The 23,301-nt window shown below is 39.9% G+C and carries 19 protein-coding genes (1 of these 19 cut by a window edge); 18 read left to right on the top strand and 1 reads right to left on the bottom strand.

All coding sequences use genetic code 11. The features are described from left to right. Positions 1 to 6 precede the first annotated feature (6 nt). From NSQ58_RS01855 to NSQ58_RS01825, 7 genes are all read left to right on the top strand, one after another. Positions 7 to 1,314 (top strand): ABC transporter ATP-binding protein, encoded by a 1,308-nt coding sequence (locus NSQ58_RS01855; protein WP_028542103.1) that lies wholly within the window; start codon positions 7 to 9, stop codon positions 1,312 to 1,314. 13 nt (positions 1,315 to 1,327) lie between these two features. After that, positions 1,328 to 2,866 (top strand): asparagine synthase (glutamine-hydrolyzing), encoded by a 1,539-nt coding sequence (gene asnB, locus NSQ58_RS01850; protein ID WP_341056780.1) that lies wholly within the window; start codon positions 1,328 to 1,330, stop codon positions 2,864 to 2,866. Next, the gene (locus tag NSQ58_RS01845) at positions 2,863 to 3,276 is read left to right on the top strand and encodes an adenylyltransferase/cytidyltransferase family protein (RefSeq protein WP_013312205.1); all 414 of its coding nucleotides are present in this window, start codon (positions 2,863 to 2,865) and stop codon (positions 3,274 to 3,276) included. Before asnB ends, NSQ58_RS01845 begins: the two co-directional genes overlap by 4 nt. A gap of 42 nt (positions 3,277 to 3,318) precedes the next feature. Beyond that, positions 3,319 to 7,155 (top strand): glycosyltransferase, encoded by a 3,837-nt coding sequence (locus NSQ58_RS01840; RefSeq protein ID WP_341057727.1) that lies wholly within the window; start codon positions 3,319 to 3,321, stop codon positions 7,153 to 7,155. A 69-nt stretch (positions 7,156 to 7,224) separates the two neighbouring features. Next, positions 7,225 to 8,361 carry a hypothetical protein gene (locus NSQ58_RS01835; RefSeq protein WP_028542100.1) on the top strand — a complete coding sequence of 379 codons (1,137 nt, stop codon included), beginning with the start codon at positions 7,225 to 7,227 and terminating at the stop codon, positions 8,359 to 8,361. A gap of 13 nt (positions 8,362 to 8,374) precedes the next feature. After that, positions 8,375 to 9,103: a sugar phosphate nucleotidyltransferase gene (locus tag NSQ58_RS01830; RefSeq protein WP_028542099.1), complete on the top strand. Its 729-nt coding sequence runs from the start codon at positions 8,375 to 8,377 to the stop codon at positions 9,101 to 9,103. Positions 9,104 to 9,168: 65 nt separating this feature from the next. Further along, entirely contained in the window at positions 9,169 to 10,269 is a 1,101-nt protein-coding gene (locus NSQ58_RS01825; RefSeq protein ID WP_028542098.1) for an acyltransferase family protein, read from the top strand. 70 nt (positions 10,270 to 10,339) lie between these two features. On the opposite strand, the gene NSQ58_RS01820 is transcribed toward NSQ58_RS01825, so the two are convergent. Further along, complete coding sequence (locus NSQ58_RS01820; protein ID WP_071558173.1) at positions 10,340 to 12,214, bottom strand: hypothetical protein; 1,875 nt, start codon at positions 12,212 to 12,214, stop codon at positions 10,340 to 10,342. 83 nt (positions 12,215 to 12,297) lie between these two features. On the opposite strand from NSQ58_RS01820, the gene rfbC reads away from it, so the two are divergent. From rfbC to ligA, 11 genes are all read left to right on the top strand, one after another. Continuing rightward, entirely contained in the window at positions 12,298 to 12,843 is a 546-nt protein-coding gene (gene rfbC / locus NSQ58_RS01815) for a dTDP-4-dehydrorhamnose 3,5-epimerase (RefSeq protein ID WP_071558174.1), read from the top strand. 27 nt (positions 12,844 to 12,870) lie between these two features. Then, entirely contained in the window at positions 12,871 to 13,890 is a 1,020-nt protein-coding gene (rfbB, locus tag NSQ58_RS01810) for a dTDP-glucose 4,6-dehydratase (RefSeq protein WP_071558175.1), read from the top strand. A 1-nt stretch (position 13,891) separates the two neighbouring features. Continuing rightward, positions 13,892 to 14,764 carry a dTDP-4-dehydrorhamnose reductase gene (rfbD, locus tag NSQ58_RS01805; RefSeq protein ID WP_068938835.1) on the top strand — a complete coding sequence of 291 codons (873 nt, stop codon included), beginning with the start codon at positions 13,892 to 13,894 and terminating at the stop codon, positions 14,762 to 14,764. 192 nt (positions 14,765 to 14,956) lie between these two features. Then, positions 14,957 to 15,868, top strand: coding sequence for a glycosyltransferase family 2 protein (locus NSQ58_RS01800; protein WP_081365980.1), 912 nt, complete (start codon positions 14,957 to 14,959; stop codon positions 15,866 to 15,868). Between the two features lie 184 nt (positions 15,869 to 16,052). Next, the gene (locus NSQ58_RS26725) at positions 16,053 to 16,145 is read left to right on the top strand and encodes a putative holin-like toxin (protein ID WP_219727884.1); all 93 of its coding nucleotides are present in this window, start codon (positions 16,053 to 16,055) and stop codon (positions 16,143 to 16,145) included. Positions 16,146 to 16,516: 371 nt separating this feature from the next. Next, the gene (locus tag NSQ58_RS01795; protein ID WP_071558177.1) at positions 16,517 to 17,425 is read left to right on the top strand and encodes a glycosyltransferase family 2 protein; all 909 of its coding nucleotides are present in this window, start codon (positions 16,517 to 16,519) and stop codon (positions 17,423 to 17,425) included. Continuing rightward, complete coding sequence (locus tag NSQ58_RS01790) at positions 17,422 to 18,822, top strand: undecaprenyl-phosphate glucose phosphotransferase (protein ID WP_071558178.1); 1,401 nt, start codon at positions 17,422 to 17,424, stop codon at positions 18,820 to 18,822. Before NSQ58_RS01795 ends, NSQ58_RS01790 begins: the two co-directional genes overlap by 4 nt. Positions 18,823 to 18,928: 106 nt before the next feature. Then, a complete protein-coding gene (locus NSQ58_RS01785) occupies positions 18,929 to 19,801 on the top strand; it encodes a phosphatidylinositol-specific phospholipase C/glycerophosphodiester phosphodiesterase family protein (protein WP_023990579.1) in 873 nt (290 codons plus the stop codon). Positions 19,802 to 19,927: 126 nt separating this feature from the next. Continuing rightward, positions 19,928 to 20,638, top strand: coding sequence for a heptaprenylglyceryl phosphate synthase (locus NSQ58_RS01780; protein ID WP_071558179.1), 711 nt, complete (start codon positions 19,928 to 19,930; stop codon positions 20,636 to 20,638). 41 nt (positions 20,639 to 20,679) lie between these two features. Beyond that, positions 20,680 to 23,004, top strand: a complete 2,325-nt coding sequence (gene pcrA, locus NSQ58_RS01775) for a DNA helicase PcrA (protein ID WP_023990577.1) — start codon at positions 20,680 to 20,682, stop codon at positions 23,002 to 23,004. Positions 23,005 to 23,093: 89 nt separating this feature from the next. After that, on the top strand, positions 23,094 to 23,301 hold the 5' end (the start) of the coding sequence (gene ligA, locus NSQ58_RS01770; protein WP_341056778.1) for an NAD-dependent DNA ligase LigA. Its footprint extends 1,808 nt past the window's final position; the window shows 208 of its 2,016 coding nt (coding positions 1-208); its start codon is at positions 23,094 to 23,096; its stop codon lies off the right edge, out of view.

The following is a 23,301-nucleotide window of genomic DNA, read 5'->3' as shown; positions in this document are numbered from 1 at the left end:
AAAATGATGAATCAAACAGAATCAGTTGCTGTGGAAGTTAATAACGTCACTAAAATATATAAAATATATGATAATCCCAATGAGCGATTAAAAGAGGCTGTTCATCCCTTTAAAAAAAAGTATCATTCTGAATTTAAGGCCATCAGTGACCTGTCCTTTTCCATAAATAAAGGACAAGCGATTGGTATTATTGGTAAAAATGGTTCTGGAAAATCGACTCTTTTAAAGATGATCACAGGCGTGATTACTCCCACCAACGGAAGCATTAAAGTGAATGGGAAAGTTGCTGCTCTTTTGGAATTGGGCGCGGGTTTTAATCCGGATTTAACAGGAATGGAAAACATATATTTGAACGGAACCCTTATGGGGTACAGCAAAATAGAGATGGATGGTAAACTTGAATCTATTGTATCCTTTGCGGATATCGGGGACTTCATTAATCAACCAGTCAAAATGTACTCCAGTGGTATGTTTGCCCGTTTAGCCTTTGCAGTAGCTATCAATGTTGATCCAGATATTTTGATTGTGGATGAGGCCTTGTCTGTTGGAGATATTTATTTTCAGGCAAAATGTATTACCAAAATGAAAGAGCTCTCCAAAAAAAGTACGGTTTTATTTGTCTCACATTCCATGGATACCATTAAAAGTTTTTGTGATACAGCGCTGCTGATTGATAAAGGACACATGGTCGAAATTGGTCCAGTGAAACGTGTAGCACAAATTTATGAAAACATTGTTAACCAGGAAATTGCAGATATGAAACGTGTTCAATCTTTGGATGTATTTGTTAATTCTGAAACAGATAAGAAAAGTTCGCTGTTGCTATTAGAAGAGGACCCTGCTTTTGCAAAACGTGCTAATGAGTTTCGTTCTGGAACGGGAGATGCGCGCTTTATAAGAGCGGACTTGTTAGTCAATGGAGAAGTTGTTAACCAGGTCCCTTTTGGCGAAATGGTTACTTTGCGTTTATTGGCACAATATTATAAAGATATAGATTCTGAGGGAACCATTGGCTACATGGTTAGAAACCATACTGGTGTCGATGTGTTTGGCATGAATATCTATAATAAAGCAAAATTAGTTCCGAAAATGCAAGCGGGGGGCATTCTAGAGGTTAACTTTAATTTCCGTAATCTATTATCTGAAAGTGGTAAATACACCATTTCTATTGGTTTGAAGCCTAAGCCTTTTGAGCCTCTTTATCTGGATAGCGTAAGTATAGCAGCTGTTTTTGAGGTTCCTAAGCCAGAGAATAATTACGTACCAGGATTAATATTTGTAGATAACACAATAGATTTGCAAGTCATTAATTAAGGCTGGTGATAAAATGTGTGGGATTTTGTTTTCTAATGTAGCCATAAATAAAGAAGTATTTCTTAATTCTTTAAATATAATGAAACACCGGGGGCCTACGGCCCCACTTTGTGTATATCAGAGTGAAAACTTTATGCTGGGGCATAACAGATTAAGTATCTTAGATTTGGATCGGAGAAGTGATCAGCCTTTTTTCTCTGATGACGGAAGATATGTGATTATATTTAACGGAGAGATTTATAATTATAAAGAATTAGCCTCCAATTATTCAATTCAAATGAGAACAAACTCAGATACTGAACTTTTATTGAAGCTTTATATTCAATATGGTCCCCAAATGTTGAATTGGCTTAATGGAATGTTCAGTTTTATTGTTTTAGACGTCCAGCAGAAATCATTTTTTGTAGCACGAGATCGTATGGGAGTAAAACCGCTTTATTACAACAGATATGGGGAAGAGTTCATTTTCAGTTCTGAAATTGCTCCATTGCTCCCATTAGTCCACAACATTTCTATAGATCAAGAAGCCGTAAGACAATATAAAAAGATGAGATGCTTTTTTAATGATCGTACTATCTATAATGAAATAAAAGAGTTTCCACCAGGATATTATTACGAGAATGGCGAATTTATTAAATATTGGGAAATTGATTACTCTGAAAAAGAACCTCCTTCCGATGAGGAACTTGAGTTTCTAATTCGCTCTGCAGTAGAGTACCGTAAGATCGCAGATGTTGAAATTGGAAGTTACCTAAGCGGGGGATTGGACAGCACGATTATTACCGCACTTGCCAAAGTAGAGCATACTTGGACTGTTGGTTTTGAAGATTATAATGAGTTTCAGTGGTCTGAAATCGCAGCAACAAGATACAATACCATTCATCATCCGATATTGTTTGAACCTGATCACTTTTTATCATTAGCTCGAGAGCTTATAACTGTAAAAAAAGAGCCTCTGTCTGTGCCCAACGAAGTGTTACTGTATCATATGACTCAGCAAGCATCTGCTAAAAATACAGTCATATTAAGCGGAGAAGGCGCTGATGAGCTTTTCTTTGGGTATGACCGTATTTTCAGATGGGCTAGTAGCGCTACAGACTTTGATATCCGAGCCTTTAGTGAACTCTACACCTACGGATCTGAAGATGATATAGAGATTGTAGAAGACGCTTTAGCACCTTTCATGAAGTTAAAGTCACCTCAAAAAATCGTAGCTGCATTCTTCCAGCAAGCCCACTTGAGAGGGTTACTTAAAAGGCTGGATAGTGCCTCAATGTTAAATTCCGTAGAAGCAAGATCCCCTTTCTTGGACTATAGATTAATTGAAAGGCTTGCAGGTGTAAACTCTATGTACAAAATGAAGGATGGGGTTGTTAAGGCTCCTCTCAAGAGAATTTTTAAAGATATTGTCCCTGCAGAGATTGTAAATAGAAAAAAGGTGGGTTTTCCTGTTCAACTTGAAAGAGTCCTATCTTCTGAGAAAATTGAAGGGAAGACGACATTCGACAAATGGTTTAACTTCAATTTAACTACGTTAGGAGAAATCTTATGATTATCGGCTATACTTCCGGAGTCTTCGATTTATTTCATATTGGGCATTTGAATTTGTTGAGAAATGCTAAATCACTCTGTGATAAACTCATTGTTGGCGTGACAACAGATGAGTTAGTTTCATATAAGTATAAAAAAGCAGTAATTCCTTTTGAGGAAAGAATTGAGATTGTCAGAAACATCAGCTTTGTTGATACTGTAATTCCTCAGGACTCCATGGATAAATTTGAGGTTTGGCAAAAATTAAAATATGACGTAATGTTCGTTGGTGATGATTGGTTTCAAAATGAACGTTGGGACCAGTATGAGTTGCAGTTTAAGGAAGTTGGAGTGAAAATTATTTATTTTCCCTATACGAAGAGTACATCATCGACTTTACTGAATGAGACATTACTGAAATTAAGAAAATAAGTATAAGATTTTTGCCTGAAAGGAAGAGGTTTTGCAGTGAATATGAACAGATCTATAGCTTTTGTCATTCACAATCTAGTTTTATATGAAACGATTAAGCCTTTAATTGAGGAGTGTGAAAGAAAGCAGATCGTTTGTGATATTTATGTCCCTCACATTGAAGAAGAAGATTGGGGAGACATGTCCTTAGATACCTATCATTATTTGAAGAACAATGGTATAAAAGTGACTCTAACAAGCTCTGTACCTGACAAGGCATATAAAATAGCTTTCTATCCTTATCTTCCTTATTATTTGGAAGTTAAGTCCGATTATAAGTTTAGATATCAGTATGGAATGGCTAAGCCAAACTGGAATTTAGACACATGGAGTCGAAATTTCGATTTTATCTTTTGTAATGGGCTGTATGATTCCTCGGTTCTGGCAGCGTACACTCAGACTGAAATCGTAGGAATGATTAAATACGCCAAATTTCAAAGGAAGAAGCGCGAAACGGATAAATATAATTTGCTTTATTTGCCTACGTATGGGAATGAGTCGTCTATTGAGCTTGTTATGAACCATATTGAAGAAATGTCAGATACCTTTAATATGAAGGTGAAATTGCATCATGGCACTTCTTTTTTGGAGCATGATCGGGTTAGTCTAGTTAAGTCTCATATTCCTAATGTGCTTGATCACAAGGCTTCTCTTGTTCATTTAATAGAGGAAGCTGATGTGATATTGTCTGACGGCTCTGGGGCTATATTTGATGCGCTGTTTACGGACACTCCAATTGTAATATTCCAACATCCCCAAACAGAATCTTTCGAGGGGATTTTACCTTTGGAAGAACAAATAGTTCAGCAAAACATTGTTCCTTTTGTGAGCGATAACGGCAATATTAAACAAACCTTACTTAATGCAATCTTAGATGAACAACTAATACAACAAAGAAGGAAATTTACTTTAGAGATGTTTCCGGTTAAAGGAAGAGAGACGATAGATAAGTGTATGGATGTAATTAGCAGATTTCTAAAAGATGACGTGGACCATGCTTATAGAGCAGGGCATACACGCCTGAATAATGAATTTAATGAATTACAAGCTCATAATCATGCTCAAAGCCAAGAAATAGAGCAGCAAAAACAACACATTGTTGAGCATATGGATCAGATTAACACATTGATTCAAACGCGAGATCATCAGGAAAATGTAATAAGTAGCATGTCAGCAGATTTTAAATCTCTGTCTGAAAAGAAAGACGAATTAGAACAGAAATATGTTCAACTTACACAGGATTATAATAATGAAAAAAACAACTTGGATATATTAAATCATCAATATAGACAACTATTTGGTCAATATAATGAATTGAACACCCAGTTCAGTGAGTTGGAAGAATATAATGGAAGACTGTCTACAGAGATTCACAATATTTATAACTCTAAAAGGTGGAAAATGGCGAATAAACTTAAACATATCTTACACAAGTCCAAAATGATATATGTTCTTAAGGGATATAGAGTATGGAAAAGTTATGGCACCACTATCTTACTGAAAAAGATAAAATCTAAAGTGTCGCATAAGCTTAAAAGAACGAACGCGGGGGATCAGCCGATTGATCTACGCAAAGATGAAGGGAATTACAATCAGTTATTAACCTGGTATGAGTATAAATTTTACAATTATAAAGTATCTAAAGATAACTCATTTTCTCTGGAGCTTGATAAGTTCGAGATTAAATTTGAGAAGGATCTTATATCGGTCGTCCTTCCTGTATATAACGGTGAGGATTATGTATCAAAAGCTATTGATAGTATTCTGCAGCAATCTTACAAGTATTTTGAACTCATTATTATTAACGATGGTTCAAAAGACTCAACGGCAGAAATTATTGATGAGTATGCTAAAGCAGATCATCGTATCAGAGTAGTTCATCAGGAAAATCGTAAAATACCAAGAACATTATCCAGAGGTTTTAAACTAGCCAAGGGTGAATATCATACGTGGACAAGTGCAGATAATATCCTCCCTGAAAATTTCCTGGAGAAGATGGTAGCTGATCTTAAAAGTGATGAAAATATTGGTATGGTATATGCGAACATGAGGTTAATCGACTCTGCTGGTCAAGTGATTTCCAACCATGGCTGGTATGAAGAACCACAGTTCAGTGGCAATGTTATGCTGCCTAAGTCTGCATTGGAGTTAAACGTATATCCTAACAATACGATTGGTGCAGCTTTTATGTATAGGGCCAAGGTAACCCAGTTATTGGGTGACTATTCTAGTTATAAGCATACCCTTGAAGATTATGATTACTGGATGAGAGTGAACTCTCTATTTGAGCTCAAACATGTGACGTTCGATGAGCCTATATATGATTATCGCTGGCACGATAAGTCACTGACCGCTTTAGATCAAGAACTGGGCATCACCTCTAACAGATATAAACTCATGGTACTTGATGATTTTAGAAGAGATTTTTATCTGACCCCATTAGTATGGATCATTGAGGGAGATGCTACTGAAGTTGGTGAGTTTAAGAAGTATGTTCTTGCTAAAGGACATACTGTGGTTGGAAGAGATGAAGTGAATACGATTATTGGTCTTAATTTGGCAACGCCTATTTGCTATTTATATATAAAAACAGGCGAAGTCCATGATTTTGAATTTATTGATTCTAATGCTTTATCGTCTATGTATGCACTGCTTATAGATAAATCAGAGCATACAACAGATACATTTGTAGCTGACTATCCGTGGGATCTGAAAATAAAGGATAAAATGAATGGTGAAACAGATAGCAATTATGACTTTTTTGCACAGGATACGGAAGTTCTGTTCTCTCTTATAAATACGAAGGTTAAGAACGATCACTTGTACCGTATTGAGGCGGTCATTGAAAGTGAACCTGCTTATAATAAGAGATTATCAGTTATTATTTGTACTTACCAGCGGAGTGAAAAGCTATCGAATGCGATTAAATCTGTCATAGAACAGTCGTTGGATAAAGCAGACTATGAAATTATCGTTGTAAATAATGATTATCTGAATGAGGAGATTCATCATTTGGTTCGTGAGTTCAGAGCAACCTATAATATTGACCAATCCTTCCTGCGATATATGGAGGCTCCATTAAAAGGTCTTTCCTTTGCACGTAATGTTGGTTTATTTGGGGCAGAGGGGGAGGTCATACTCTATATTGATGATGACGCTATCGCAAACTCCAACTTGCTTGAGGAAACCATCAGAGGATTCTCAGATCGTCCCGATATCGGGGTCATGGGTGGGAATATCATACTCAATTTACACGAGGAACGGCCTGAAGTGGTTAAACCAGGTACTGAAGCATACTGGAGTCAGCTTATTGTGGAAGGCGACGAAATTATCGATTCTAATTTTCAGTGGGAGTTCCCTTATGGAGCCAACTTTGCGGTTAGACATGCTGCGCTAATGCGAATTGGGGGCTTTAGAAGCGCCTATGGGCGTAAAGGAAACAATTACGCTGGAGGAGAAGAAATTGTTGTATCTTTTGCTATGAGAGAAATCGGCTATAAGGTTGGTCTTAATCCTAAGATGAAGGTCATTCATGATGTGGACACCTCCCGATATACTGTTGAGCATGTTAGAAAGACAATGCGAAACAGTATTTTAACCAATTACCAATTGCAAAAGGATCTGTATGCGCCGATGGAATCGGATATTGAGGCAGATAAGAATCACCTCGAAATTGTTAAAGCTGAATTAGATCATTTGCAGAAGATTCCGACTAAAAATCGAGACGTTGAAATTGATATTCTGTATAAACAATACACAGTTGAAGCGTATGAAGAGTTAATACAAATGAAGGAAAACGATATGAATTCGCGAAAACAGTTGGCAGGATCGTATAGATAATTAATAAAACTTTAAAGGCGCCTCTTTTATAAAAATAAGGGGCGCCTTTATTAGTATGGAGCGGTTAAATTGAAAATTTTATATTTCTCCCCGATCTATTGGGATGATTTAAAACAACGTCCGCAACATTTGGCCGAAGAGTTTGCTAAAATGCCGGGGGTTCACATCACCTTTGTAGAACCATCCATTAGTATACTTAATAGTATTGTAAGGCAGAACTCAGATTATAAAAAAAGAAATCAAACCATAAATGATAGCCTTCAAATATTCAGGCCTTCGGGCAGTCTGAGATTACCCCGAAGCTTTGAAAGCTTAGACGTATTTCATATGAATCAATGGTTTGAAAAGAGACAGTTGGAAGATTTAGTTTCCAGTGCAGATATCATTTGGTTGGGAAGTCCAGTCTTTTATCCTCTTATTAAATCAAATAATAATAAGAAGATTGTGTTTGATCGAATGGACGACTATGTATTTCTAACTAACAATGCATTGATGAAGAAATTACTCGAAAAGTGGGAACTTGAATTACTTGCCAAGGCGGATCTTGTTATTTCTACAAGTAACCATTTGCATAAGCATTCTCAAACATTGTGTAGACAATCTTATTTGGTGAAAAATGCTGTTGATACAGCTATACTAAATATAAATGTAGCTAGCTTGGTTGTTAGCGAGTTAAAATGGTTAAAGCACGAAGGCTACTACATTTTTGGATATGTAGGGGCGATTGACCACTGGTTTGATGTGGAAGCGGTTAGGGCTATTACTGAATTTGATGAGAAATTTGTTGTATGTTTGGTTGGGAGAAATAACCTGAATTATAATTTTGAACAGCATAATAGGATTAAATATTATGAGACTGTCCCTAAATCAGAAATTGGTGCGATTATTGATGCTTTTGATATTTGTTTATACCCCTTTTTGAGGAATTCGGATAGAATTGATACGATCAATCCAGTAAAAGTTTATGAGTATTTGAGTTTTAATAAAGTGATATTAGCGGTGGATAGCGAAGAAACAAGGCTTTTAAATCAGGAAGGGATTTATCTATATAATAGTTTAGAGGAAATAAGAAAATATCTAAAGGATATAGATACCCTGCAACGCCCTTTTTATGATCAAGAGCAACTGGAGGACTTCGTAGTCCATAATAATTGGGAAGCTCGTGCAAAAACCATTATGGAGCTGCTTATAAAAGAGCTTCAATAGGAGGAACTTAGATATGAAAGGGATTATACTAGCTGGAGGGACTGGATCTAGATTATACCCCCTTACTAAAGTTACAAACAAACATTTATTGCCAATTGGTAAATATCCGATGATATATTACTCTATTGATAAGCTCAAAAAGGCGAATATAAATGATATTTTAATCGTTACCGGAAAAGAACATATGGGAGATGTAGTTAATCTCTTAGGAAGTGGTGTCGACCTTGGAGTTACTCTGACTTACAAAGTGCAAGATGAAGCCGGGGGGATTGCCCAGGCTTTGCTTTTAGCTGAGCACTTTGTTGGCAATGACAAGATGGTTGTTATTTTGGGGGACAATGTTTTTAAAGATGATATATCATCTTTTGTTGAAAAATTCAAACTTCAAGAATCAGGAGCGAAATTACTACTTCATAAAGTGCCTGATGCTAACCGCTATGGGGTACCAGAATTACAAGGCGATAACATTGTAAATATTGAAGAAAAGCCGGAGATTCCTAAGAGTGATTATGCAGTTACGGGCATTTATATGTTCAACCACTCGGTATTCAATATCATCAAGACCTTGACTCCTTCAGCAAGAGGAGAATATGAAATAACAGATGTTAATAACGCTTATATTCAACGAAACCAACTTACATTTGATATTTTAGAGAATTGGTGGACTGATGCGGGAACACATAGTTCATTGATGCTTGCTAACAAATTAGTAAGTGAAATGAATTATGAGCTTTTTTCTTAGTATTATCATAGAACTAGCGACATCTTATGGTGATACTAAATAATTAAGAAAGCGAGACTGTTTAAATGCAAATTGTGAATGCTCTTCCAACTAGAATAAAGTGGGTGGATGTACTAAAGGGATTGGCAATTATTTTTTTAGTTTTCTCACATTTGGTGCCTCATGGTTTTAAAGGGAATGAGATGATGGATAAGAGCTTTATTATAGGTTATTTTTATTCCTTCCATATGCCTCTTTTCTTTTTTGCTTCTGGGTTTACTTCTAATTTTCAAAAGTATAAGTTTAGTAGTTTTTTGTGGTCTAAAATCAAAACAATTCTTTTACCATATACGACTCTTTATATATGCTCATTATTGTATTTTGGTTGGATGCATTGGATGGGGATTGTCGGAACGCTTGATCCAATGGTTGTTATTGAAACTTTTTTATATGCAGATGGAAATCACTTGGGTATTCTAAATATGTCTCTTTGGTTCCTACCTTGTCTCTTCTTAGCCCAGATCATTTCGTACTTAGTCTTGAAAATTTCGTCTAAAAGAAGTTATATGTATGTATTTTGGATATTGCTAACCATACTTGGTGCATTCTTAAGTAAGCTTGACACACATGCACTTCCTTGGTCATTTGGCACGTCAATTAATGCAGCTTCTTTAATTATTTGTGGTTATATATTCAAGTTGAATGAGCAATATTTTATTGAAAAAATCAGAATTAACAAACCATATTTTGCTTACGCGGCGGGTTTCCTGGGTCTTTTATTATTTTTAATAAATGATAAACCAGGCATGTCAGGAAATTACTATGGACATAATTATGTATTATTTTATCTGTCAGTGTTGGCTAGTTTAATATTTTATATATACGTATCCAAAAAAATAGAGTCGTCTAGCTTACTGTCCTATTTTGGCAAGAATTCTTTAATTATATTTGGTCTGCATGGTTTAATACTTAGCTTCTGGGAGAATGTGAATTTTTACGAGAAGTTTTCTGTTAAAACAAATATGTATTTAGACGGTATTTCATTTGTTGTTATTTCTACCTTACTTGTCTTCTTAAGTTGTATTCTTTTTATTGAACTATTTAATAGATTCTTACCTTTCCTGATTGGCAAAAAATTTAGTTTTGGCAGCTCTAAAACAACAACTATTCCTTATAAGAATGCTTGATAATTAACTTACACAAAAGCCCCCGATTTTTTTCGAGGGCTTTTGTGTATGCATCGACATCTGTATTGATTTAGAATAGATCTGGATTATCAGGGTATATTTTTTTGAATTGTGAACGTATAAGTTCAATTTTTTCTTTCGTGATGGATGATGTCTTTTTCAAGACTATGGTTTTTACGTTATTATCAAGAGTATAGCTCTTTAAAGGTATATAATTATTTTTAAGAGATCCGTTCATTACCTCTTCTGCGAGAATACCTACAACTTTTTGACCACTTTCACCTAAATGGTATTGTGTAGGTGATGCGATCACGACATAATCGGACTCAAAAAACGACACTGGAAAGCCATCTCTTAAATCAACGTGATGGGTCAGATTCATAAATGGAAGAGCGTTGCTATTGTCAGGCATTTCAATCTGTCTGAGTATGTCATCATTAAGAATTCCAGAGCTAGACAGAACATATACTTTATGCTGCTCTGATGAGATTTCCTTAAGATAAGCCGTTAATTGTTTTAAAACAGGTATATCCGTTCTTACTCTAGGTGTTTGTTTAAAGTCACTGAATAAAGAAGAAAAATAGGTAACAGGTCGTGCATTTACATTAGTGAACGTTACCAAAAAATTACAAGCGACTAAATAAACTAGAATAACTAAGAAAACACTTTTTGCATACTTTATCTTGGACAAATAGTTTAGAATAAGAATAACGCCACAAATAAATAGAATTAATACGTTCACTGTAAGAAGATAATAATGCTGAGAAGCTAAGCTTTGAATTCTTGTAAAAAGAAAGTACGTAATAAATAAGTTCGTAACTACAAAGATTGATATATACCTAGTTGTACTAATAAATAACAAGCCTATGCAACCAACAAGAGCTATCAGAAAAATGAAGGCACCATAATGATAAAATAAATTCTGTAAGTTACTTAAGACGTCACCAAAATAATAAGCTGAGTAGGCGTTTTTAAAGTTATTGGTTAGGGCTCTTTGAATAAATTCATTGAAGAATATAATAAGAAATAACGCGCTTGAAGATCCTATAATGAAAAAATTTAAAATAACCTGCAAGAGCTGTTTGAAGCGAAACTCTTTTTCTAGAATCCATTTGAACAAAAAAGCGATACTGATCGAGCCAAAAAGAGATACGATCCAAAACCCATACCATCTTCTTGTGAATGTTAGTAATACCAAGCAAGCTGCTAAGAGTAAAACTGCTTTTAAATTTAAGCGTTCAAAATCATTATTAAATAAGATAACAAGGGACAAGCAAATAAAAATGAGTCCTATAGAATCCAGATATCCACCTAACATAGGAGCTATCATAATTGGAAAGGTAAATGTAAGTACAAAGATCATAAAAACGTTCAACTTTGTGTTTAACTGGATTTGATCAGCAATCTTGATACATAATAAGAAAAGTATCAAACAAGAAGGATACAAGAAGCAGGTATAGATTGCCAAGACATAGCTCATGTAGCTTGTACCTAAGAACTTTAATGGTAAAGAGAGAAAGACTGTTGGGAAAACGGAATAATCGTCTCTTAAAATGCTTGCATAGATTTGTTTAGATGCTGCTATAAAATCTGTACTTAAAAGGTTATTAAATTGTATGGACGTATTCCAATAGGCTGAAAAGTCCCAATAATAAATGAAATGCTCCCTTTGAAGGAATGCGTAAATGAATATTATCCCAACTAGATAACCGCCAAAAGCTAGGTATTGCACCATTATTTCTTTCTTGGCATATGTTAAGATACCACTAATGTGTAAAATGTATGTAGCACCTATGACAAACGACTGCGCAATATTTAGACCGAATAATATGGAAATATAGTAAGAATCGACTTTAAACAGTATTAGAATCGGGATAAGTAGCCACATCAAAACCAAATAGGACCAAACAAAATTTTTATTAACTCTCGATAAATTCAAAAGCATATTCCCTCCCAATATAGTGTGCTTATTAATCTTATAGTAATCATAAATGAAAGTATATACTCAAGATGTTGGAGGTTTCGTGAATGATAATAAAGGAAGTACTTTCAGGTGCAAAAATCATTGAACCCGTGGTTCATGGTGATCACCGTGGTTTTTTTATGGAAAGTTACAATGAACAGATCATGAAAGAAAACGGAATAGACCATGCTTTTATTCAGGATAACCAATCCTTGTCTGCAGAAGCCGGTGTGATTCGTGGCTTGCATTACCAACTTAATCCTAAAGCGCAGACCAAACTCATTCGTGTGCTTTCTGGAGCTATCTACGATGTGATTTTGGATATTCGTAAAAGTTCTCCGACGTTCGGTCAATGGGTCGGAGTCATCTTAAGCGAGCATAATAGACGTCAGCTACTGGTGCCTAAGGGGTTTGCTCATGGGTTCTGTACGCTTGTTCCTAATACGCAAGTGCTGTATAAGGTAGACGAGTATTATTCACCTAAAAATGATCGTGGAATTATGTGGAATGATCCTGCACTAGGGATTGATTGGCCAACTTCTCATGCTATTCTTTCGGAGAAGGATCAGAAGCATCCAGCACTGGCTGACGCAGACATTAATTTTGATTAGAGGAATAATAAGATTTAGGAGGTCTGTATGAAACTTCTTGTCACCGGCGGGGCCGGATTTATAGGCAGTAACTTTGTATTGTATATGCTAAAACACCATCCAGATTACGAAATTGTAAATATAGATGCTCTTACCTATGCAGGTAACCTGGAAAATTTGAAATCCATTGAAAATAATCCCAAACATAGCTTCATCAAAATAGATATTACCGACGCACAAGCGATTGATCAGTTGATGGAGCAGGGAATCGATGTGGTAGTTAATTTTGCAGCGGAGTCACATGTGGATCGGAGTATTTTGGAACCGGAAGTGTTTGTGAAAACAAACGTATTGGGTACGCAAGTGCTACTGGACGCAGCCAAGAAATATAACGTGACCAAGTTTGTACAGGTATCAACAGATGAGGTGTACGGTTCTCTGGGAGAAACAGGATTGTTTACGGAGGAAACTCCGTTGCAGCCTAATAGTCCTTATTCTGCATCCAAGGCAGGTGGCGATCTGCTAGTTCGTGCATATCATGAAACCTTCGGTTTACCAGTGAATATCACGCGTTGTTCTAACAACTATGGTCCATACCAGTTTCCTGAAAAATTGATCCCGCTAATGATCTCACGTGCACTGAGCGATCAACAGCTACCTGTATACGGGGATGGCTTGAACATTCGCGACTGGTTGTATGTAGAGGATCATTGCAGTGCAATTGATCTGGTCATTCATCAGGGTAAACTGGGTGAAGTATACAATATCGGGGGAAATAACGAGCGGACAAATGTGCATATCGTCAAAACGGTATTGGAGGAGCTGGGCAAGCCAGAATCTCTGATTTCGTATGTGCAGGATCGTCCAGGTCATGACCGCCGTTATGGCATTGATCCAACGAAGACGATGAATGAGTTGGGCTGGAAGCCAAAGCACTCTTTTGAAACCGGCATTAAGGAAACGATTCGCTGGTATTTAGACAACGAAGAATGGTGGACTCGCATTCAATCTGGCGAATACCAACAATACTATGCAAAGCAGTACGGTTCCCGCTTGGGGGATGCGTAGAATGAAGGTATTGGTTACTGGAGCATCCGGCCAACTTGGTAAAGACGTAGTAAAGGTTTTTCAGGAGCAAGGACATGATGTCCTGGGTTACGATCGGGAACAATTGGATATCACGGATTTGCAGCAGACCGTGAAGGTTGTAGGACAATATCAACCTGACGCCGTAATCCACTGTGCAGCGTATACAGCTGTGGATGCAGCAGAGACTGATGTAGACGGGGCTTATCAAGTCAACGCGGCAGGTACACGTAATATGGCACTGGCTACGGAAAAGGTTGGAGCCAAGCTGGTTTATATCAGCACAGATTATGTTTTCGATGGAAAGGCAAAGCAGCCATATCATGAGTACGATAATACCAATCCGCAGAGTATCTACGGAAAGTCCAAACGGGCGGGAGAGGTATTGACCCAAACACTTTCCTCTAGGTATTTTATTGTTCGTACATCTTGGGTTTATGGATTGCACGGGAACAATTTTGTCAAAACGATGCTGAAGCTTGGTCAGGAGAAGCCGCTCCTGCAGGTGGTGAATGATCAGAAGGGTTCACCTACCTATACAGTGGATTTGGCACGTTTCTTGACGGAATTGATTCAAACGGAGAAGTATGGCGTATACCATGCATCCAATAGTGGCTCCTGTACCTGGTATGAATTTACGCAAGCTATTTTACAGGATGCGGCGGAAATATTAGATGCCAAGATCACAGCGAAATTGGAGCCGTGCAGCACAGAGCAATTCCCCAGACCGGCAGCGCGGCCACGCAACTCTGTTATGGAGCATATAGCGATCCGAACCAACGGGTTAAATGATTTGCGCGACTGGCGTGAGGGATTGCGTGATTTTTTGCAGGAGTGTCTTAGTAAATCCGAGTAATTAAAAACCTTATTATAAATATCAACAATCTCCCATCAGTTCATGATTGGGAGATTTTATTATATTAAAGCCTATGTTGATTAAGGACGCTGAGCATTATAATGTATAAGCAGATGGAACCTATTGTCCCTCTATTACACATTTTAAAAGAAGGAGGTCATTACTCTGAACAGACCTAACATACAAATTTTATTGTCTACATATAATGGAGCAGCTTATTTAGATGAGCAAATAGAAAGTCTCATCAATCAAAAAGACGTAGAAGTTCAGATTCTAATTCGTGATGATGGCTCGACAGATGATACGGTTGCCAAGTTGAGAGTGCTGAAGCAACGTTATCCTCAACAGATTATTTTATGCCTCGAGAGCAATGTAGGGGTTATTAAAAGCTTTTTTGATTTGATTCAAAGATCGTCTGAGACATTCGACTATTACGCTTTTTGTGATCAGGATGATGTGTGGATGCCGAACAAACTCGCTCAGGCTGTGTCTCATCTCAGGGATCAGGATGGAAGTCGGCCGCTGATGTACTGTTCTGCTACACAAATGGTCTCTCAAACATTGGAACCACTCAAAGTATGGCCAGCTGACATCCCACGACCTGTATCCTTCTATAATGCTCTCATTGAGAATGTGTGTGTAGGTTGTACCATGGTGATCAATAAAGAAACACTCGAGCTCGTGAAAAAGAGAATTCCGACTTCTTTGGATAACATTATTATGCATGACTGGTGGATTTACTTATGCACCTCCTCTTTTGGTGAGGTTGTTTTTGACCCCGAGCCGTCCATTTTGTATCGGCAGCATCAAAACAATGTGTTGGGAGGTTCTACTGATGGCTGGGTTAGCAAGTGGAGGAAAAGACTAAGTAGATTTATAAAAGGAAAAAATCGCTATATTTTAAGCAAACAAGCCCAGCAATTTATTCAACTTTATGGACAAGACATGTCTCCTCAAATGTATAAAGATATGGATCAGTTCCTGGAAAGCTACCAAAAGGGCGTATTTTCTCGTATGAAATATATTTGGCAGTCTCCATTTTATAGGCAGTCACGGTTGGACAACTGGATTTATAAGTTGGTTTTCATAATGAGGAAGTTATAGAGGTATGGAAAGAAAAATATTGAAACTTTTTTCCATATATGAGCGTCAAATAGTCAAAGGTGCAAATGAATACTAGATAAAATACCATCGAATGCGTGTTCCTTTATGGAAAAATATAGTATAATTGAAACGTGCAACCGATAGAGCTGGCAAGGGCGGTCGGCTAACTCTCCCGAGGAGGGGGGTGAAGCCTGTGACAGTGTTTGAGGCGCTCAGTTTAATGCTGACGTTCGGGGCGTTAATCGTCACACTGTTAGAGTTTAACAAACGAAAATAGACCGCCCCCGCAAGGAAGGGTCTATTTTCGGCCTGATTGTTCCAAAACCGTCCGCTCTTGGAGCGTTGGTTGCGCAGGGGCTGGCTGGCACCAGCCCTTTTTCCATGTATATCTTACCACGATGAATTTTAGACCTCAACCGAGGATTTTACAAAAATCTAATAAACGACTTCCAATGAACAATATATAGATCTAAATGGTTTCGTTTGTCTATATTTGCACTTTGGAGCGACTGGAATCAAATTTTTTGAAATTCCGCTAACTATGTAAGGTTACAAGTTATGTGCTTTTTTGCGCCCCGTGGTCTGCGCGGTATGCTATAATAGGCGATAGTAGAATAGATTACTGAATTTGTCAGGAGCGTTTTAAATATGGATGTAAGCATACTGGTCGTCAACTACAATACGTGTCAATTGACGCTGGATTGTTTGCAATCGGTGTATGCGTCAAAGTCGCAGTACCGATATGAAGTGATTGTTATTGATAATCACTCCAGTGACGGATCTGTTGAGGCTATTCGTGCTGCATACCCGGAAATTACGTTGATAGCCAATAAGAATAATACAGGTTTTGCCAAGGCGAACAACCAGGGGATGGAAGTAGCCAGCGGGCGTTATGTATTGTTGTTGAACTCCGATACGTTGGTGCAACCGGACACGCTGGATACAATGATTCAGTTTATGGATACGCATCCGGAGATGGGGGCATCGGGCTGCAAGGTTATCTTGCCAGATGGCTCGCTAGATAAGGCTTGTAAGCGAGGATTTCCAACGCCGTCAGCTTCTTTTTACTACGCTTTCGGCTGGTCGAAGCGTTACCCGGATAACCCGAAGTACAATCAATATCAGCTTGGGCATCTAAGTCCGGACGATGAGTATCCTGTAGATGTACTGGTAGGCGCTTTTATGCTAGTGCGCCGGGAGACGATTGACCAGGTCGGCGGCTTGGACGAAACCTTTTTTATGTATGGTGAGGACATTGATTGGTGTTATCGGATTAAGCAAGCCGGGTGGGGCATTTACTACTACCCGCGCACATATATTATTCATATCAAAGGGGGCAGCGCTCGCCGTCGTCCTTTGAAAATTATTTATGAGTTTCATAGAGCTATGTGGGTATTTCATCGTAAGCATTATAAACAGCAATACAGTTGGATCACCAATATGGCTGTATATGTGGGGATTACCGTGAAATTTGGCATGGCTTTCCTGAAAAATAAGTTGTCCGCACCGGCCAAGCCGGACGGCGGGGAACAATCTCATACTGAGGTGAAAGCATGATACGCAGAAATCAGCGTTTTTTAACCCAATTATATATTGTGGCGGATTTCGCGGTCATTCAGTTGTCCTTTCTGATCGCTTGGTTTTTCAAATTTGAAAGTGAGTGGATCACCTATACAGAACCGCTTCCTATTCAAGTATATGGAGGCTGGAGCTTAATTTACGGCCTGATTGCCGTAGTGCTGGGGATGTTATTTTCGCTCTATTCGCCCAAACGCAAAAAACGATTTGCAGATGATGTATTTCGCGTCACCCAGATTCATATCGTTGGCCTGTTCGTGCTGTTGAGTGTGATGTTCTTCGTGAAACAAATCGACATCTCGCGGTCCTATCTGGCAATCTATATGATTGGAAACGTGCTGCTTATTTTGTTTTATCGATTTTTCTTGAAGCAAGTTCTTAAAGCTCTCCGTCAAAAAGGGTACAACAAACAATTCATGCTTATTCTCGGGGCGGGTACTCTAGGCCAGCGATTTTATCATAACCTTGGACAATATCCTGATCTGGGATACGAGGTAGTGGGTTTTCTGGATGATAAGCGGCATTGGAGTGAAGAGGAAGAGGCGCATTTTCGCCCGATTCTTGGAGGCTTAGATCAATTGGAGGCTACGCTGTCGCGTCTGATGATTGACGAGGTCATTCTGGCGCTGCCGCTGGATGCTCATGATAAGTATCCCAAGATTATCAACATGTGTGAAAAGGCTGGAGTGCGCACGCTTATAATCCCCGACTTTTTCGATTATTTGCCGGCTCGCCCGTACTTTGACAACTTTGCAGGTATGCCGATGATCAATGTACGGGATATTCCACTGGATGTGGCGGGGAATCGATTGTTTAAGCGTCTGTTCGATATTTTATTCTCTTTATTCGCGATTCTCCTGACCTCTCCGATCATGCTAGGGGTGGCGATTGGTGTGATGATTACATCCAGAGGGCCAATCATTTTTAAGCAGGAGCGGGTAGGCTTGAACCGTCGCACCTTCCGAATGTACAAATTTCGTTCGATGAAGGTGCTGCCCCCTGGAACTGAAGATACGGGCTGGACGACTGCTAATGACCCAAGACGCACACGTTTTGGTACTTTTATTCGTAAAACGAGTCTCGACGAGTTGCCGCAATTTTTCAACGTTCTGCTGGGTGATATGAGTGTCGTTGGTCCACGCCCAGAACGACCCTATTATGTGGATCAGTTCCGTGAGGAAATTCCAAAATACATGGTGAAGCATCATGTTCGTCCTGGAATCACAGGCTGGGCACAGAGCAACGGGTTGCGTGGAGATACATCTATTGAGGAACGGATTAAGCATGACATTTTCTATATTGAGAACTGGTCGCTCTTATTCGATATTAAAATTATTTTCCGTACGATTCGCAATGGTTTCAAGAACGCGTATTAATCCAGAGTCACCCTTCGGTTTAGCCGGAGGGTGTTTTTGCGTCTGGCAGTTGTTTTGAGTATGCGTATGTGGGGTATTGACCTGTACGAAAAGGATGTGACACCCTATGAAACGACTAATTGCTGCGGTCATTCTTTTAATATTAACCGGCACATTTTTACTGGGTTACAAAGGGCAATCTACAGAAGAACATACTGGCTTTACCACGCACCGTGTGATTTCGCATGCCATGGGAGCCGTTGATGGTTTGGCCTATACTAATGCGCGTGAAGCGTTTGTGGAAAATTATAAAAAAGGCAGCCGCGTATTCGAGGTCGACCTGATGTTTACTTCGGACGGACATTTGGTGGCGCGCCATGAATGGACAGAATCCTTTACAGAGCAAATGCAACAGGAACACGCAGTTGCTACAGAACAGGGCGGAAAACCTTGGAGCTATCATCAATTTAAAAACACACCCATACACGGTTCCTATACCCCAGTAGATTGGAAGGATGTATTGGATCTATTGGAAACATACCCGGATGCTTATATTGTGACCGATACGAAAGAACAGGACCCTGCCCAAATCAAACAGTTGTTTGCACAACTGACCCGTCAGGCACAGGAGAAAAACCCCGAGCTTTTGTCCCGTATTGTTCCTCAAATTTATAATGAAGAAATGCTGCAAACGTTGCGGAGTATTTATCCCTATCCATCCGTTATTTATACGCTCTACGCCACAGAGGATAAAGATGACCAGATCATTCGATTTGTACAGCAAAATGATATAACGGCAGTAACTTTACCAGAGAATCGGGTAAGTGGTGCTTTAGTGGAAAGTTTGCGTCAGGCAGGGGCAGTGTGCTACGTAAATACTATTAATGAGTTGAAGGATGCGGCTGAGTATGAGCAGATGGGTGTGCGAGGTTTCTATACAGATATTTTAACGGAAAAAGAACTTAGTAAACGCAGTTGGTTGTATGCGCTACGACCATGAGCTGTCTGAACGGGGTGTTCCCATTTGATACGAACATTGACACCTTTTAAGCACTGTCATAGACTTAGCATAGAACGCTTTTGGATATTGGAATTCGGCTCGACTGGATCATAACAAAAGCAATGGATGCTGGAGGAATGTGTGTTGGCAGATTCAATTCAATCATGGAAGCATGTGTTTAAGCTTGATCCTGACAAGGAACTGGATGATGAGGCACTTGACGCCGTGTGTATGTCTGGTACGGACGCCATTATGGTAGGAGGTTCATCGGGCGTAACCTATGAAAATACGGTGGATTTGCTGTCACGGGTTCGGCGTTATGAGGTGCCGTGTGTGCTTGAGGTGTCCGATCTGGAGGCTGTAGTGCCAGGGTTTGATCTATATATGATTCCCATGGTACTGAATACCACTGACAGTAATTGGATTCTAGGGCAGCACCAACGTGCGATTGAACAGTTTGGTTATATGATCCCGTGGGATTTGCTTGTGGCGGAAGGATATATTGTTTTGAACGGTGATTCTACGGTCGCTAAGCTTACCGGAGCAGATGCTTCGCTGGGTGCTTCATCTGCCGCCTCATATGCACAGATTGCTGACAAGCTCATGCATCTGCCGATTGTATATGTGGAATATAGCGGTGCTTTTGGGGATATGGAGCTGGTGCAAAAAATACATCGCAGTACGGAGCGCTCTCGTGTCCTATACGGGGGAGGAATCGTGGATAAATCTACCGCGTTACAAGCGGCTGCGGTTTGTGACACCATTGTAGTAGGTAACATCATTTATCGTGACTTGGCGAAGGCGCTGGAGACGATAGCTGTGAAATTGGAAGTATAGAACGTGAATTTATGGAAGCTCAGGGAAAGGAGCATGCACGCATGCAATCAATAGATATACACGAGGCGGTAGCTCGCCTTAATCCGCCTCAGCGTCAGGCTGTGGAGGCGGTAGATGGTCCGCTGCTGATTATGGCTGGCGCAGGCAGTGGTAAAACACGGGTGCTCACGCACCGAATAGCTTACCTCATCGCGACCCGCAAGACGGCTCCATGGGGCATTTTGGCGATTACCTTTACGAACAAGGCTGCGCGTGAAATGCAGGATCGCGTATCCAAGTTGATTGGCCCGCAGGGGAGAGATGTTTGGGTATCTACCTTCCACTCGATGTGTGTGCGTATTTTACGTCGGGATATCGAGCGGATTGGCTTCACCTCCAATTTCAGCATTTTGGATTCTACGGATCAATTGTCTGTCATTCGGAGCTGCATGAAGGATCTGAATATAGACACCAAAAAGTTTGAACCCAAAGCGGTTCAGTCTATGATGAGTACGGCTAAAAATGAACTGGTCACTCCCGAAATGTATGAGCGCAAGATTGGCGACTATTTTGAGGGGATTGTGGCGAAGGTATATACCAAGTACCAACAACGGCTCAAAAACAACAACTCTCTTGATTTTGATGATTTGATCATGGCAACGATTCAGCTATTTAAAGAAGTACCTGAGGTACTGGATTTCTACCAGAAGAAATTTCAATACATTCATGTTGATGAATATCAGGATACGAACCGTGCGCAGTACATGCTGTGCAAAATGCTGGCCGACAAGCATCACCGGATTTGCGTAGTAGGTGACAGTGACCAATCCATCTATCGGTGGCGGGGGGCGGATATTAGCAACATTTTGAATTTTGAAGAGGACTACCCGGAAGCGCGCACCATTTTGCTGGAGCAGAACTACCGATCCACCTCAAATATTCTCAATGCTGCCAACGAAGTTATTGGTCAAAATACAGGCCGCAAGCCGAAGAAACTATGGACTGACAAAGAAGGCGGAGCCAAGATTAAAGTTTACCGTGCTGACTCCGAGCATGATGAGGGCTACTTTATCGCCTCAGAAATTCATAAGAATATTAATGCGGGCAAAACCTATAGCCATCATGCCATTTTGTACCGTACGAATGCTCAGTCTCGGGTTGTCGAGGAAATTTTGATTAAATCGGATATTCCTTACCAGATCGTGGGCGGTATCAAGTTCTATGATCGTAAAGAAATTAAGGATTTGCTGGCGTATCTTCGCCTGCTCTCCAATCCTGACGACGACATCAGCTTGATCCGAATCATTAATGTGCCAAAACGAAGCATCGGAGACACAACCGTCGGTAAATTGCAGGCAGCTGCAGCGGAACGGGGAGTTTCGATTTTCCGTGTCCTTCAAGTTGTAGACGATTTGGGCTTTGCAGGACGTACACGCAATGCGTTGGTAGAGTTTTACGATATGATCGAAGGTTTAAGTCGGATGGTAGACTACCTGTCGGTTACCGAGTTAACAGAAAAAATGCTGGAAACCACCCAATATCGATTGGAGCTGCAAAACGAGAATACACTTGAGTCACGCTCGCGTTTGGAGAATATTGATGAGTTCCTTTCGGTAACCATGGAATTTGAAAAAGGAGCGGAAGACAAGTCACTCGTCTCCTTCCTGACCGACCTTGCTCTGATTGCCGATATTGATTCCATGAATGACGATGAAGAAGAGCAAAGCGATGCGGTTGTATTGATGACCATGCATAGCGCCAAAGGACTGGAGTTTCCTATCGTATTTATTGTCGGTATGGAGGAGGGAGTATTCCCTCATAGTCGTGCTTTTCTGGATAACGAAGAGCTGGAGGAAGAGCGCAGATTGGCGTATGTCGGGATTACCCGTGCAGAGGAGCAACTGTTCCTTACATGCGCACAGATGCGCACTCTGTTTGGCCGCACCACAGCTAACCCGCCTTCCCGCTTTCTCGAAGAGATTCCGGACGAGTTAAAAGAGGATACGATCATTAAACGTGACCGCTACCGCCGTTCAGGCAATGTAGGCGGATCTTATGGTGGGCGCGGACTGAATAAAGGTAGTGGCAGCAACTTTGGTGGAGAACGCTCGTTTGATACGATGAGCCGCAGTGGTTCGTCCGCTTCCGCGTCACCCCGCGTAACAGTAACGACATCTTCATCTGCGAAAGCAACTCCGGCTGCTTCGGCAGGAGGCCCCTCCATTTTTGCGGCTGGAGACAAGGTACAGCATGGCAAATGGGGGATTGGAACCATTGTCGCTGTAAAAGGGACGGGTAATGATATGGAGCTTCAAATTGCTTTCCCGGCTCCAGTAGGGGTTAAACGACTGCTGGCTGGCTTTGCACCAATTACAAAAGTAGAATAAATCTCAAACATCATTAAATCTCGAACCTCATGAGTGGCAGCTTGGCTTAGGCCTCTGCCCTGATGAAGTTCCCGGAGGGATACGCCTGCATGAACCCAATGCACAGGATGGAGCAGCTTGTTGCTGAACTGAACACATATAACTATCATTACTACACACTGGATGAACCCAAGATCAGCGACAAAGAATATGATGTGCTTTATGACGAGCTGGTAGCGCTTGAACAGACGAGCGGTCTTGTGCTGCCGGATTCGCCGACACAGCGTGTGGGTGGGGAGTTACTCAAAGGTTTCACAC

Origin of the sequence: Paenibacillus sp. FSL M7-0134 (assembly GCF_038007865.1) — a bacterium.
Classification (GTDB): Bacteria; Bacillota; Bacilli; order Paenibacillales; family Paenibacillaceae; genus Paenibacillus; species Paenibacillus polymyxa_B.
Note: the sequence above shows the minus strand (reverse complement) of the source record. Positions and strands in the feature narration are given on the sequence as shown.